Source organism: Rhodothermales bacterium, from assembly GCA_041391505.1.
GTDB lineage: Bacteria > Bacteroidota > Rhodothermia > Rhodothermales > JAHQVL01 > JAWKNW01.
Genome location: JAWKNW010000010.1, coordinates 1 through 14,117, shown reverse-complemented (window position 1 = coordinate 14,117; position 14,117 = coordinate 1). Strand labels below are relative to the sequence as shown.

The 14,117-nt window shown below is 65.8% G+C and carries 12 protein-coding genes; 8 read left to right on the top strand and 4 right to left on the bottom strand.

Going from position 1 to position 14,117, the window contains the following annotated elements; translation table 11 throughout:
- Positions 1-572: 572 nt before the first annotated feature.
- The 4 genes from R2834_11345 to R2834_11330 form a co-directional block, all read right to left on the bottom strand.
- A complete protein-coding gene (locus tag R2834_11345; protein ID MEZ4700917.1) occupies positions 573-806 on the bottom strand; it encodes a hypothetical protein in 234 nt (77 codons plus the stop codon).
- 97 nt (positions 807-903) lie between these two features.
- A complete protein-coding gene (locus R2834_11340; GenBank protein MEZ4700916.1) occupies positions 904-1,836 on the bottom strand; it encodes a hypothetical protein in 933 nt (310 codons plus the stop codon).
- Positions 1,814-2,908, bottom strand: a complete 1,095-nt coding sequence (locus R2834_11335) for a hypothetical protein (protein MEZ4700915.1) — start codon at positions 2,906-2,908, stop codon at positions 1,814-1,816. Before R2834_11335 ends, R2834_11340 begins: the two co-directional genes overlap by 23 nt.
- A gap of 4 nt (positions 2,909-2,912) precedes the next feature.
- Positions 2,913-4,262: a DUF1080 domain-containing protein gene (locus R2834_11330; protein MEZ4700914.1), complete on the bottom strand. Its 1,350-nt coding sequence runs from the start codon at positions 4,260-4,262 to the stop codon at positions 2,913-2,915.
- Positions 4,263-4,417: 155 nt separating this feature from the next.
- On the opposite strand from R2834_11330, the gene uxaC reads away from it, so the two are divergent.
- The 8 genes from uxaC to R2834_11290 all read left to right on the top strand — a co-directional run bounded on the left by uxaC (position 4,418) and on the right by R2834_11290 (position 13,552).
- Positions 4,418-5,830, top strand: coding sequence for a glucuronate isomerase (gene uxaC, locus R2834_11325; GenBank protein MEZ4700913.1), 1,413 nt, complete (start codon positions 4,418-4,420; stop codon positions 5,828-5,830).
- Between the two features lie 128 nt (positions 5,831-5,958).
- Complete coding sequence (locus tag R2834_11320; protein ID MEZ4700912.1) at positions 5,959-6,945, top strand: TRAP transporter substrate-binding protein; 987 nt, start codon at positions 5,959-5,961, stop codon at positions 6,943-6,945.
- A 115-nt stretch (positions 6,946-7,060) separates the two neighbouring features.
- Positions 7,061-7,594, top strand: coding sequence for a TRAP transporter small permease (locus tag R2834_11315; protein MEZ4700911.1), 534 nt, complete (start codon positions 7,061-7,063; stop codon positions 7,592-7,594).
- 7 nt (positions 7,595-7,601) lie between these two features.
- Positions 7,602-8,897 (top strand): TRAP transporter large permease, encoded by a 1,296-nt coding sequence (locus R2834_11310; protein MEZ4700910.1) that lies wholly within the window; start codon positions 7,602-7,604, stop codon positions 8,895-8,897.
- Positions 8,898-8,929: 32 nt separating this feature from the next.
- Positions 8,930-10,411, top strand: a complete 1,482-nt coding sequence (locus R2834_11305) for a tagaturonate reductase (GenBank protein MEZ4700909.1) — start codon at positions 8,930-8,932, stop codon at positions 10,409-10,411.
- Between the two features lie 471 nt (positions 10,412-10,882).
- Complete coding sequence (eda, locus tag R2834_11300; protein ID MEZ4700908.1) at positions 10,883-11,527, top strand: bifunctional 4-hydroxy-2-oxoglutarate aldolase/2-dehydro-3-deoxy-phosphogluconate aldolase; 645 nt, start codon at positions 10,883-10,885, stop codon at positions 11,525-11,527.
- Between the two features lie 36 nt (positions 11,528-11,563).
- Positions 11,564-12,592, top strand: a complete 1,029-nt coding sequence (locus R2834_11295) for a sugar kinase (GenBank protein ID MEZ4700907.1) — start codon at positions 11,564-11,566, stop codon at positions 12,590-12,592.
- Positions 12,593-12,658: 66 nt separating this feature from the next.
- Positions 12,659-13,552, top strand: a complete 894-nt coding sequence (locus R2834_11290; protein MEZ4700906.1) for an alpha/beta hydrolase — start codon at positions 12,659-12,661, stop codon at positions 13,550-13,552.
- Positions 13,553-14,117 lie beyond the last annotated feature (565 nt).

Genomic DNA, 14,117 nt, shown 5'->3' with positions numbered 1-14,117 from the left:
GGGCGAGGCGTCACCCCGGCGCCGGGACTTTCGACGGACGACGTACTCGATGGCCTCTATACTGGGCCGAAAGCGGCGCTCCGGCCCATCCACGACCGCCTGCTCGAGACGCTGCGCGACACCAGGATTACGAGGAGGCGCCGAAAAAGACGTACGTGGCTACCGGCGCAAAAGCAGTTTGCGATGATCGGCCCGGCCACGAACACCCGTGTGGAAGTCGGCCTCAATATGAAAGGGCATCGGCCCCACCGAGCAGCTTCAGGCGCTGCCGGCAGGGCAGATGTGCAACTACAAGGTGAAGCTCACCGACGCCGGCGAGGTCGATGCGGGTTGATCGCATGGATCCGAACGGCCTACGAATCACAGGATGAGCCGGCCGGCAGGTCAGTTTTTTGGCTCGATTTCTATCCGCGTCAGCGTCTGCCCCGGGATGGATAGCAGGGAGGCGCTGGCCGCGTCGGGCGGCAGTGGAGGTCGGGTCCCGGAGTTCCTTGTCGCGCTCAGCCACCGCAGCCGGTAGTCGCCCGGCGACAGGTGCCAGAGGCGAAACTCGACGAGTTCACGTTCGGTCGTCAGTTCGTGAAGATCGACGCCGAGCGCGCGGCGCTGTCCGTCACCAGGGCCGCCGTGGTCTTGTTCAGCTGGGAATAGGCGACGACGGGGTAGGGCGTCATCCCTCCGGGCGTGCCGTCGCCGGTCAACATTGCAGCCAGATGCGCCGCGCCGGGGGTGTTCGGCCTGGCGACGTAGACGCGGTCGGTGTGGAGCGCCTGGTCGGTGAGCAGCGGCGTGTTGAAACGAACCACATCGGAAACACATCGATCAGGCCGGCCACGAGATGACGCGCGTCGCCGGTGATGCGGTACCGGGTACATAGGGGTACCGTAGGCGAGGATCAACGCGTCATGGGTCGTATCGCCGGTCTGCAGGCGCCACGTCTCGACCACGCTCCAGAAGGCGCTCGACGCGCGCAACACGGCGGCGGCCCAGGCGCGCTGTGCCCGCCGGCAGCTGGTCCGCCGCCGGCTCGTTTCGATGGCGGGCCACCAGATCGAGCGCGGCCTTCATCGGGGCCAGCATGCGATCGTCGCGGGTCAGGGTGTAGGTGAAATACAGCTGGTCGAGCATCATGCTGCCGGCGCTGTGGCGCCGGTCGTAATAATCCCACAACATGCCGGCCTCGTGCCAGGTCGCGCCGTCGCCGTTGATCGCCTCGTCCGGGAAACGGACGGAGGCGGGGATGAGTCCGGCCGGCTTGCCCTTGTCGGTGCGCATCGCCGCGTTGACCCAGCTCGTCGACCATTCGTGGAGCAGGCGGATCGCGGTCGTATCCGGGTGAGGTAGGCGTGGTAGCGCAGGGCCTTTGCGGCCCGCGTATTCATCTCCACATCCCGGTTTCTGGGCTCCAGGTATCGACTTCGGAGGCGCTGAACCAGGCCGACCGGAAGAAACGGCGCCGGCGTCGCTGCGTCGGTCCAGAACGAGTCGAACAGCGTGACGGTCGGGCGGAGGCGGTCGCGGTGCAGGGTCGTCGTCGAAGAGCGCGAGCTGCGGGGCCGTGTCGGCGATGAGTTCCGAGGGCATGCTCGACGTCGCGCACGCGGCTCGTAGCCATTCTCGACCTGGCCGCTCTGCCACGCACCGGCCTCGGCCAGACGCTTCCAGCCCTGGCGTGAGCGTGTCGCCGGCCTGGACCGGCGGCGCCCACCACCGCAGCATCTCGATGTCGTCATCCAGCTTGCCGCCCAGTTCCCGGTCTCGTCCTGCCGCTCCGCGACACCAGTGGGCGAGGTCCGTCAGCCGGCAGCGGGCTTCACGACCTGCGCGACGGCCCATGCCGGCGCCAGATTGGTATAGGCAGGTCGTCGCACGCATCGGTCCGCGCGATGCGCTCGCCCGTTGTACATGGCGAGCAGGCCGCCGTCGTCGAGTGGCGCCGGTACGGCAGCGCGAGGTCCTCGGCGCTGCGGACCCTTTCGTGCCGCCCGCCGCGCTCCCGGGCGAGCCAGTAAATGACCGACGCGTTGCCAGCGGGCGCGCTCGAACAGCGGCGAGTCCTCGGGCGAGGTGACGGGCGTGACGGCGTCGAGCGGCATCGCGGCCTGATATTACCGTTCAGGCCCAGGCCGGTCATCTCGTCGGCCCACGTCCACCCGAGGAGGTCGATCAGTTGCTCGGCCGTGTAGAGCTGCTGCAATGCGATGAGCGCTTGGGCGGCCCACGCGTCATTCGGGGTGGTCGCCAGGTGCGCCTGGAGGTCGAAGAGCAGCGCCTCGATGGGCGCGTTCGCCGGATAGCGGCCGGCCTCCGCGAGACGCGCGGCCAGCTCCGGCGTCGTCGACGCTTGGACCGGGACGAGCGTGAGGGCGAGGAGGCGCACCGAGTCCTGGCCGGCCGTCAGCCGCAGCCGGAACCGGTCGGTGTCGAGCGTGACGCGGTCGTGGAAGACGCGGTAGATGGCCTGGATCTCCGAACGCGGCTCGGCCTGGGGATGCACGGCGAGCCAGCCGGCGGGCCGCTCCTCGTCGTTGATCGCGATGCGCACGGTCGACGAGTCCTCCAGGCCGGCCTCCATCCACAGGGTGACCCACCAGTCCCCGGCGGCGGCGCGGACGTCGAACGCGAGGTCGTTGCCCGACACGCCGTCCTGGGTGGCGACGGAGCGCGACAGGTACAGGTCGGGGCGCGCGAAGGCGGCGGCCGGCGGCGTGCTCCACCCGAACCCCCGGCCGGCGTCGAAGACGCTCGCCGGCGTGACGAGGGTGTGGCCGGGCTCGATCTCCGAGGCCTCAGGCCCGAAATCGAAGCGGTGGATGGACTGGGAGAATGCGGTGTGGGTGAGCAGGAGGAGGGCGAGGCAGAACGCGCCGGATCGCCAGGTGCTATATCGCGGGGTTACTACGTGCATCCGTTTACCATTCGCGGATCTTGATGGACCGGAACGACGCGGGATCGCCGTGATCCTGCAGCAGGATGCGGCCCGGCTTTTTGCCGAAATCGGCGTAGGGCGCAAACTTGCTGCGGCCCACGAGGGCGTCGAACAGGGGTGAGTCGCGGTCGAACGCCACGATGAGCTCATTGTTCAGCCAGTGCTCGCCATGGTCGCCGTCGACGACGATGCGGGCGCGGTTCCACTGGCCGACGCCGTTGAACCGCCGGCCCCCGCCCGGGAGCGACACGTTGCCCGCCGGGATGATGTCGTACAGCGACGCGAGCGTTCCGTAGGGCGGGATGCCGTCGTGCGCCGCCGCGTAGCCGCGGTCGTCGATGAGCTGGTATTCGAGGCCGAGTTGGGCGGGGCCGTCCGGGCTTTCGTACGCCCCATAGGCATACTTGACGCCGCTGTTCGCGGCCGGCGCGTCGAGCCGGAAGTCGAATTCGAGTTCGAAGGAGGTAAACACAGCGTCGGTGACGAGGTCGCCCCCGCCGCCGGTGGTCCGCAGGATCCCGTCATCGAACGCCCAGCCCGCCGCCGGGAACGCGTCGCCGCCGGCGCTGCGCCAGCCGGCCGTCGTCTCGCCGTCCCAGAGCAGCCGCCATCCCTTGCGCGCCTCGTCGTCGGTGAGGGTGTTGGCGAGATAGCTGAACGCCGGCACCGTCGGGTCGGAAGGCCACGAGGCGGCGGCGAGGTGGTCGGTTTTGATGCGGATGTTGCGCCAGCGGATCGTCTTGCCGGCCTGCTCGGCGCTCCCGATCTGGTGGACCTGGAGGGCGATGAACCCCGCCGGCGTCAGGTCGTCCACGACGTGCGCCGCCTGGACGCCGTTGATCCAGGTCCGGATCGTCGAACCGATGGCTTCGATGCGGATGGCGTTCCAGGTGCCCTGCTTGAAGGCGCGCTGCGCCGGTTCGTTGCGGGTGAGGCTGTACAGCCAGCCGCGGCGCGCCTCGTCGTAGATGCCGGCCGTCCAGGCGCGCGGGCTGGGGTCGAGCTCGATCTGGTAGCCGTGGACGCGCCCGTTCTGGTAGGCCTCGTAGCTCTCGCTGCGGATCTGCACGCCGGAGTTGAGGAGCGGATCGATCTGCACCTCGAATTCGAGGATGAAGTCGCCGTACGTCTCCCGCGTGCAGAGGAAGCTGTTGGGTGTGTTCTGGACCGACACCCCGACGATGGCGCCGTCCTCGATCCGGTAGGTTGCGGTGCCGTTCCGCTGGACCCAGTTGTCGAGGTCGCGTCCGTTGAACAGGGACGTCCAGCCGGCGTCCTGCGCGGACGCGTCGCTGAAAAGGGCGAGGGCGGTCAAGATTAAAAGAAAGCGCATCGTTCCGAGGGTTTTATGTGCTGGATGTGCCCTAGTTTACAGGCTGATCGCCTAAAGTACTCCATCGCCTAAAGTACGCTGTGGCCTAAAGTACTCTGTGGCCTAAAGTACTCTGTGGCCTAAAGTACTCTGTGGAACGTACAATCCCCAACGTCATGTCGCCCTTGATATTGCACGAAGACCGGTTCTTCGATCCCGATCCGACGCGCCGCGCCATCGCGAGAGAGCTCTACGCGGAGGTACGTGACCTCCCCATCGTAGGGCCTCACGGGCATGTCGATCCGCGTATCCTGGCGGAGGACGAGCCGTTCCCCGAGCCGGCGTCGCTGATCATCGTCCCCGATCACTACATCTTCCGGATGCTGTACTCGCGCGGCGTACGGATGGAAGATCTCGGCGTCCCCACGCGCGACGGGACGCCGGTCGAGACCAACCCGCGGGCGATCTGGCAGCGGTTCGCGGATCATGCGTACCTCTTTGCCGGCACCCCGACGGGCGCCTGGCTCAACCACGAGTTGTACCACGTCTTTGGCGTGCGGCACAAGCTCGACAGCGACTCGGCGATGGCGATCTACGATCAGATCGCCGACCAGCTCCGCACGCCGGCGTTCCGGCCGCGCGCGCTGTTCGACCGGTTCAATATCGAGGTGCTCACGACCACCGACGCCGCGTCGGACGACCTGCGCCACCATCGGGCGATCCGGGATTCGGACTGGAACGCCCGGGTCATTCCGTGCTTTCGCCCCGACGCGGTGATGCGCATCGCCGCGCCCGACTGGCGGGCGCAGATCGAACTGCTCGCCGGCGCGTGCGGGTTCGAGATCGGCGGCTATCCGGCATTCATCCGGGCGCTGGAAGAACGACGGGCGTTTTTCAAGGAAATGGGGGCGGTGTCGACCGATCATGCCGTCGTCGAGCCCTATACCCACGCGCTGACGCCCGCCGAGGCGGAGCGGCTCTTCCAGAAGGCGCTCGCCGGCCAGGCCGACGAGACCGACGCCTACCACTTCCAGGCGCACATGCTCATGGAGATGGCCCGGATGAGCATCGAAGACGGCATGGTCATGCAGATCCACCCCGGATCCTTTCGCAACCACCACCAGGCCGTGGCTGACCGTTTCGGGCCGGACAAGGGGTGCGACATCCCGGTCGCGACCGAATACACGCGCAACCTGCACGCGCTCCTCAACGCCTATGGCAGCGACCCCCGCCTCACCGTCGTGCTCTTTACGCTCGACGAGACCACCTATTCCCGCGAACTCGCCCCGCTCGCCGGCCACTACCCGGCGCTGCGCCTCGGGCCGGCGTGGTGGTTCTACGACAGCATCGAGGGCATGACGCGCTACCGCCAGCTCGTCACCGAAACCGCCGGCTACTACAATACCGCCGGCTTCAACGACGACACCCGCGCCTTCCCCTCCATCCCGGCCCGGCACGACCTCAGCCGGCGCGTCGACGCCAACGTCCTCGCCGACCAGGTCGCCCGCCACATCATCGACCTGTCCGACGCCCGCCGCATCGCCCGCGCCCTGGCCTACGATCTGGTGAAGGAGACGTATCGATTGTAGGTTCAAGGTTTGGGGGTCAAGGTTCAAGGCTCGGGAGACGGAACTTAGCTTAAGAGCGCCTCGAACATTGAACCTTACCCCTTAAACGATTAAACTTCAGCCCCAACCCATCATCCCACCTCGACACGATGCCACGCGCGCTCCTCGTGCCACGCCTGCTGCTCTTTTTTCTGTTCGCCGGTCTGCTCGGATGCGGGGTCCAGAGCGATGTCACGGTGGTCAAGCTGGGGCACGGGCTCGATCCCTCGCATCCCGTCCACAAGGGGATGGAGTTCATGGCGGAACGGGTGGCCGCGCTGTCGGACGGCAAGATGCGCATCGACATCTACCCGAGCCAGCAGCTCGGCACCGAACGCGAACTGCTCGAACTCCTGCAGCTCGGGAGCCTCGGCATGACGAAGGTGACCGCGGCGGTGCTGGAGAGTTTTGCCCCCGAATACAAGGCCTTCAGTGTGCCCTATCTGTTTCGCGACCGGGACCACCACTTCCGCGTCCTGGAGGGCGAGATTGGCAAGGAGCTGCTGCTGGCGAGCCAGACGTACTGGCTCCGCGGACTCGCCTACTACGACGCCGGCAGCCGTAGCTTCTACACCAAGCCGCGCGCCATCGCGTCGCCGGCGGATCTGGCCGGCCTGAAGGTGCGCACGCTCGAAAGCAAGACGCAGGTCGACATGGTGAACGCCATGGGCGGATCGGCCACGCCCATCTCGTGGGGGGAGCTCTACACCGCCCTGCAGCAAGGCGTCGTCGACGGCGCCGAGAACAATCCCCCCTCGTTTTTCACCGCCCGCCACTACGAGGTCTGCAAGTATTATTCGCTCGATGAGCACACCACCATCCCCGATGTGCTGCTGATCAGCACGATCGTCTGGGAGACGCTCACGCCGCAGGAGCAGGCCTGGCTCCAGGCGGCGGCCGACGAATCGGCGCAGTACCAGAAAAAGCTCTGGCAGGAAGCCAGCGACGAGGCCCTGGCCGAGCTGGCCAAAAACGGCGTCGAAATCATCCGGCCCGACAAGGCGCCGTTCGTGGAATCCGTGCAGCCGATCTACGAATCGTTCCGGCAGGAGCCCGTCGTCTACGATCTCATTAAACGCATCCAGGCCACGCCGTGATAGCGGTGTGGGAGTATTAGAGTATGGGAGTTTGGGAGTAAAAAGGTACCTCTACTCTCACCCCCCACATCTCCACACCCCCGTACTCCCACACCCCCATACCCACCCACGCACCATGCAGAAACTCAAACTCGCCATAGACCGGGTGCTCGCCGGCCTCCTCGTCGCCCTGCTGGGCCTCCTGGTCGTCGATGTGCTCTGGCAGGTGTTTTCGCGCTACGTGCTCGGGGCGCCCAGTTCGTTCACGGAGGAGCTCGCCCGGTTTCTGCTGATCTGGGTGGGGTTGCTGGGGGCGGCCTACGCGTCGGGCCGGCACATGCATCTCGCGGTGGATCTGCTGCCCACGAAGTTGAAAGGCGCCTCGCGGCTGTACCTGGACGTGCTCATTTACAGCCTGGTGCTCCTGTTCGTGGTCGCCGTCATGATCTACGGCGGCGCACGGCTGGTGTGGGTGACCCTCTTTCTGGGGCAGATGGCGGCCGCGCTGCCGATGCCCCTCGGCTACATCTACCTCGTGCTCCCGCTGAGCGGGCTGCTCATCGCCTTTTATACCGTGCTCGCGCTGGTGGACACCTTCCGCGCGCTGTCGGGCAAGCCGCCGCTGGCGCCGGAGTCGGCCGTGGATCCGTCATCCCTGAACGTAGACTGAAACCGCCATGGAATGGACGGAAGTGCTCGTGCTGTCGCTCACGTTTGTGATCCTGCTGGGGCTCGGCGTGCCGATCGCCTACTCGATCGGGCTGTCGACGGTCGCCACGATGCTGATGGCGATCCAGACCGATCCCTCGCTCACGACGATGGCGCAGCGCATGGCGACGGGGCTGAACAGCTTCGCGCTGCTGGCGATTCCGTTTTTTGTCCTCGCCGGCCAGCTCATGAACCGGGGCGGTCTGGCGCGCCGGCTGATCGATTTTGCCAAGGCGCTCCTCGGTACGCTGCCGGGCGGACTCGCGCACGTCAATATCGTTGCCGCCATGCTGTTCGGGGCCATCTCCGGATCGGCCGTGGCGGCGGTGTCGGCCATCGGTGGGGTGCTGGGGCCCCGGATGGAGGAGGAGGGCTACGATCGTGAATTCAGCGCGGCGATCAACATCACATCGGCCACAACCGGCTTGCTGATTCCGCCGAGCAACGTGCTCATCGTCTACTCGCTGGCGAGCGGCGGGGTGTCGATCGCGGCGCTGTTTCTGGCCGGCTACCTGCCGGGCATCCTGGTGGGGCTCGGGCTGATGCTCGTCGCGGCCGTGTTTGCGGTCCGCAAGAAATACCCGGTCTCCGAGCGCACGCCCATCGCGATGGTGTTCCGCAAGTTGTGGGAAGCCCTGCCCAGTCTGCTGCTCATCGTGGTCGTCATCGGCGGCATCATCGGCGGCGTGTTCACGGCCACGGAAGCGGCGGCGGTCGCGGTGCTCTACGCCCTCGTGCTGGGCTTCGCGTATCGGGAAATCAGCGTGTCCGATCTCCCAAAGATCTTTGTGGATAGCGCCGCGACGACGGGCATCGTGATGCTGCTCATCGGGACGTCGATCGGGATGTCGTGGATCATGGCGTTCGAAAACATCCCCCAGAATGTGACGGCCTCGCTGGTCGCCCTGACCGACAACCCGGTGATCATCCTCCTGATCATCAATATGATCTTGCTGGCGGTGGGCACCTTCATGGACATGACGCCGGCCGTGCTCATCTTTACGCCGATATTCCTGCCCATCGCCACCCGTATCGGGATCGACCCCATCCACTTCGGGATCATCATGGTGCTCAACCTCTGCGTGGGCCTCTGCACCCCGCCCGTGGGCAGCGTGCTGTTCGTGGGCGTCGGCGTGGCGCAGACGACGATCGCAAAGGTGATCAGGCCGTTGCTGCCCATGTTCGTCGCCATGGTCGTGGCCCTGCTGCTCGTGACGTACATTCCGGCGATCAGCCTCTGGTTGCCCTCGCTGTTTGGATTCTGATCATGGAGTTACCTGTACTGACCCCCCGCCTGTTGTCCGACCCAGCCTTTGGGGATCGGCAGTACCTGCTGATTCCGCCGCCGGCGCTGCTGGCGCTGCCGGAACGCGTCCTGCAATTCGGGACGGGCAGTTTTTTGCGCGCCTTCGCCGACTATTTTATCGACGCGGCGAACCGGAGCGGCCAGTATGACGGGCGGGTTGTCATGGTGGGCACCACGCCCAGCGGCCGCTCGGAGACGCTCGGCGAACAGGGCGGGCTCTATACCCTGCGGGTGCAGGGGCTGCAGGACGGCCGGCCGGTCGAGACGTTTACCGTCGTCTCGTCCATCAGCCGCGCGCTGTCGGCCTCCGAACACTGGGTGGATGTGCTGGCGTGCGCCCACAATCCGGCGCTCGACCTCGTGATATCGAACACGACGGAAGTAGGCATCGTGTTCGACCCCGACGACCGACCTGGCCCCATGGCTCCCCGCTCCTTCCCGGGAAAACTCACCGCATTTTTGTACGAACGCGGCCGTGCATTCGACTTCGACCGTGACCGGGGCCTCGTCGTGCTGCCGTGCGAGCTGATCGAGCAGAATGGCGCCACGCTCAAGGCCATCGTGCTGCAACTGGCGGAGCGGTGGGGGCTCGGGACGAGTTTTGCGGACTGGGTCGAACGGGCCGTGCCGTTTTGCAATACGCTGGTGGATCGGATCGCGCCCGGCATCCCTCGCGGGGCCGCGCACGGGGAGGTGGAGGCGCGCCTGGGATATCGGGATGCCATGCTCACCAGCGCCGAGGTGTATCGGCTCTGGGCCATCGAGGCGCCGGCAGAGGCGCGACCCCGCCTTCGGTTTGCCGCCGCCGATCCGGGCGTCGTCCTCACCGACGACATCACCCCGTTTCGGGAGCGCAAGGTGCGCATCCTGAATGGCGGGCATACCGTCAGCGTGCCGGCGGCGTTTCTGGCCGGCTTCTCGACCGTCGTGGAGATGATGGACGACCCCGTGGTTCGCGGCTTCGTGCACGACGTCATGATGGAAGAAATCGTCCCGAGCCTCGACGTGGACGGGGGCGACGCGTTTGCGCGCGACGTCATCGACCGGTTCAGCAATCCGTACCTCCGCCACCAGCTGATCGACATCACGTTCCAGTCGACGTCCAAATGGCGGATGCGGCTTGTGCCCTCGCTACAACGCTACTACGAGAAGCGCGGGGCGCTCCCCCGGCGGATCTGCTTCGGGTTTGCGGCCTACCTGCTTTTCATGCGGGCCACAGGAGAGCGGGACGGCACCCGGTACGGAACGCGCAACGGGTCGGACTACCCGATCAACGACGCCCAGGCCGGCTACTTCCATGCGCTCTGGCAGGATGCCGGCGATCTGGAGGCGCTCGTGCGCCGCGTCGCCGGCCACGACGCGTTCTGGGGGATGGACTTGAATCAATTCGCCGGCTTTTCCGAGACGGTCGCCGGATTTCTCGTTAAGATCGAGGAGGTTGGTCCGCGCGCGGTTATGGAATCGCTGGCGTGATTCGGGTTCGTGGTGTGGGGTTGCGCCATTGGGTTATGTGGGGGTGTCGGGTTACGGTGAACGCCGGGTTATGTGGGGATGTCGGGTTACGGTGACCGTCGGGTTATGTGGGGATGTCGGGTTACGGTGACCGTCGGGTTATGTGGGATGTCGGGTTACGGTGACCGTCGGGTTATGTGGGGATGCCGGGTTACGGTGACCGTCGGGTTATGGGATGTCAACGGTGACCGTCGGGTTCGCCGCGCTCACGCGACGGTCACCACCCGACCTACTGCGCTCACGCGACGGTCACCTAACCCGACCTACTGCGCTCACGCGACGGTCACCTAACCCGACCTACGGCTCACATGACGGTCACCAAACCCGACCTACGGCTCATATAACGGTCACCAAACCCGGCCGACGGCCATGGTCTTGATCGAAATACAGCGTATTTTGCCTTTTTCATTTTACAATTTGCACTAACGCCCCATGTCTCGTTCTGCTATCGTACAACGCATCGTGGCCGAAGGCGCTGTCGCCGTCGTTCGCGCCGACAACCCGGACCGGTTGAAGTATATCATCGAAGCCCTCAAGGAGGGCGGGATGTCGGCCATCGAAGTGACGATGACCGTGCCGCGCGCCCTCGAAATCATCGAGTCGACCGCCCGCGCGATGGGGGACGAGATTGTGCTCGGCGTCGGCTCCGTCCTGGATGCGATGACGGCGCGGATGGCGATCAACGCCGGCGCGCGCTACGTCGTTTGCCCGGTGTTCAAGCCGGAGATCGTCGAGACCGCCCACCGGTACGATCTGCCTGCGATGCCGGGGTGTTTTACGCCCACGGAGATCCTCGCCGCCCACGAGGCCGGCGCGGACGTCGTGAAGGTGTTTCCGGCGGACGTCCTCGGAATGCCGTTTTTTAAGGCCGTCAAGGCCCCGATGCCGCATCTCCAGCTCATGCCCACCGGCGGCGTGACGCTGACGAACGCCGGCGACTGGCTGAAGGCCGGCGCTTGCGCCGTCGGCATCGGGAGCGCCCTGCTGGACACCAAGGCCATCGCCGAAGGCCGTTACGCCGTGCTGACGGAAAACGCCAGGGTCCTGCTGGACACCATCGCCCGCGCCCGCTCCTGAAGCCCGCAACCTGCAACCCGTAACCCGTAACCCGTGATGAAAGTCGTCACCTTTGGAGAAATCATGCTCCGTCTCACCACACCGGGGTTCACCCGGTTCGTGCAGGCGGACACCTTTGAGGCCGTGTACGGCGGGGGCGAAGCGAACGTCTCCGCCGCGCTCGCCGGCTTCGGGCTGGAGAGCTACTACGTCACCAAACTGCCGAAGCACGAGATCGGGCAGTCGGCGGTGAACCACCTGCGCCGGTTCGGCGTGAAGGACGATTTTATCGTCCGCGGCGGCGAGCGGGTGGGCGTCTATTTTCTGGAGACCGGCGCCAGCCAGCGCCCGTCGAAAGTCATCTACGACCGGGCGCATTCGGCCGTGAGCGAGATGGAGCCGGGGGAGGTGGATTGGGACCGCGTGTTTGCCGGCGCCCGCTGGTTTCACTGGACGGGCATCACGCCGGCGCTGGGCAAAAAAGCCCAGGCGTGCATCGTCGCCGCCTGCAAGGCGGCCCGCGCGGCCGGGGTGACGATCAGCTGCGACCTGAACTTCCGCGCCAAGCTGTGGACGACGGAGGAGGCGCAGGCCGTGATGGTGCCGCTGATGGATTATGTCGACGTCTGCATCGCGAACGAGGAAGATGCGGAACGCAGCCTCGGGCTCAAGGCAGGGCATACGGACGTGGAAGCCGGCGCGATCGACGAGGCCGGCTACGAGCGCGTCGCCAGGACGCTCAAGGATACCTACGGCTTCAGCACCGTGGCCATCACCCTGCGCGAGAGCTTCTCGGCGTCTCACAACGGATGGAGCGCGATGATGCTCGACGACCGGGACTGCAAGACGCCCCAGCGCTCCAAGCGGTACGATATCCAGATCGTCGACCGCGTCGGCGGGGGCGACAGTTTTGCGAGCGGCCTGATCTACGGGCTGCTGACGGAGTCGGATACCCGCGACGCGCTCGAGTTCGCTGTCGCGGCGTCCTGTCTGAAACAGACCATCCCGGGCGATTTTAATCTCGTCAGCGCCGACGAGGTCAGGAAACTGGCCAGGGGGTCGGGCTCCGGGCGCGTCGAGCGGTAGGGGGGAAGGGTTTTAGGATTAAGGTTCGAGGTTTAAGGTATCCTGAAAATCGTACGAGGTGATGTTGTGAAAAACTGCGCGATCCGGTGGGATGCCGTCATCATCCTGGCTGTTGCCCTCTTCATGTCGCATCGCGATGCGGCGGCATCGCCCGACTCCACCGCGTTTTTCTATCTGTGGGCTAACGGGGCACCGGGTGCGCTCGGAGACGCGGAGGCGGACAAGCCGTCGATGACCGTCTATCTGCCGGCGGGGGGCGGCACCGGGACGGGGGTCGTCGTGCTGCCGGGTGGCGGCTACGGGCATCTGGCGGTGGATCACGAGGGCCGGCAGGTGGCCGAGTGGCTCAACAGCCTCGGCATTGCGGCGTTTGTCGTCCGGTACCGGCACGCGCCCGGGTATGCGCATCCGACGCCGCTGCGCGACGCGCAGCGCGCCATCCGGACGGTCCGCGCCCGGGCCGGCGAGTGGGGGGTCGATCCCGCGAAGGTGGGCATCATCGGATTTTCGGCCGGCGGCCACCTCGCCTCGAGCACGGGTGTCCACTTCGACTGGGACGACGAGATCAAGACCGACGCCATCGACACCCAGAGCGCGCGCCCCGACTTCATGATCCTCGTGTACCCGGTCATCACCATGATCGAGCCGATGACGCACCGGGGGTCGCGGCGCAACCTGCTCGGCGAGGACCCCGATCCCGCGCTTGTGGCGGAAATGTCGAGCGAGTGGCAGGTTACGGCGGAAACACCGCCCACCTTTTTGATGCACACGACCACCGATACCGCGGTGCCGGTCGAGAACAGCCTGGCGTTTTACGAGGCGCTCCGTCGCGCCGGCGTGCCGGCGGAGATGCACGTCTACGCGAAGGGGCCCCACGGCTTCGGCCTGGCGCCGAACGACCCCATCCTGGCCACGTGGCCGGCGCGCTGCGCCGACTGGTTGCGGCTCATGGGCTTCTAGGGGCATCCCGCGGCTTTCCCGTGCCGGAGGGTGCGGTTCGTCATACCGTATTAACCGTTCAGGTGCCGCTTTTGACGACTGGGCGAGCTACAGGGCTCCGGAAGCGGTTTTATTGTGTGCACTTAACATCCGCTTAACTAAATTCTGTTTACCTCTTTCCGCTCGTATGCGCGATGGAACGGCATCCGGTGGAAAAGCGCTTTGTGCCTGATTGGCGACAGGACTGTGGCGGGGCGACAATAATTGCCCTGCGAAGTTGCAGATTCGGTTGCTAATTATTTGTAAAATGGCTACCTATGCCTGCGCGACTGGTTTTTGCTCGCATCTACCCTTGCTTCCGAGCGGCCAGTGCGCATGTGTTTGAGATAAAGAGCGTGTCGTTTCCAGGCGACGCGTCTTCACATACGGGATTGCACCCGATCCCCACGCAGCCGATTTCGCTTCACCACCTAGGGCGAACGGATGCCGAGTCCACCCCCTGGTGACAACAAGCTGGTGACCAACCGGCTCGTTAAGAACTAGCGACGAAAACACTGTGACTTCCGATAGAAACGCCCGTGTTCGG

Bases quoted from the DNA above. Each gene is read 5' to 3' on its own strand.
- R2834_11340 (MEZ4700916.1), bottom strand. From the start codon at position 1,836: ATGGGCCGTCGCGCAGGTCGTGAAGCCCGCTGCCGGCTGACGGACCTC.
- R2834_11335 (MEZ4700915.1), bottom strand. From the start codon at position 2,908: ATGCACGTAGTAACCCCGCGATATAGCACCTGGCGATCCGGCGCGTTC.
- R2834_11330 (MEZ4700914.1), bottom strand. From the start codon at position 4,262: ATGCGCTTTCTTTTAATCTTGACCGCCCTCGCCCTTTTCAGCGACGCG.
- uxaC (MEZ4700913.1), top strand. From the start codon at position 4,418: ATGTCGCCCTTGATATTGCACGAAGACCGGTTCTTCGATCCCGATCCG.
- R2834_11320 (MEZ4700912.1), top strand. From the start codon at position 5,959: ATGCCACGCGCGCTCCTCGTGCCACGCCTGCTGCTCTTTTTTCTGTTC.
- R2834_11315 (MEZ4700911.1), top strand. From the start codon at position 7,061: ATGCAGAAACTCAAACTCGCCATAGACCGGGTGCTCGCCGGCCTCCTC.
- R2834_11310 (MEZ4700910.1), top strand. From the start codon at position 7,602: ATGGAATGGACGGAAGTGCTCGTGCTGTCGCTCACGTTTGTGATCCTG.
- eda (MEZ4700908.1), top strand. From the start codon at position 10,883: ATGTCTCGTTCTGCTATCGTACAACGCATCGTGGCCGAAGGCGCTGTC.
- R2834_11295 (MEZ4700907.1), top strand. From the start codon at position 11,564: ATGAAAGTCGTCACCTTTGGAGAAATCATGCTCCGTCTCACCACACCG.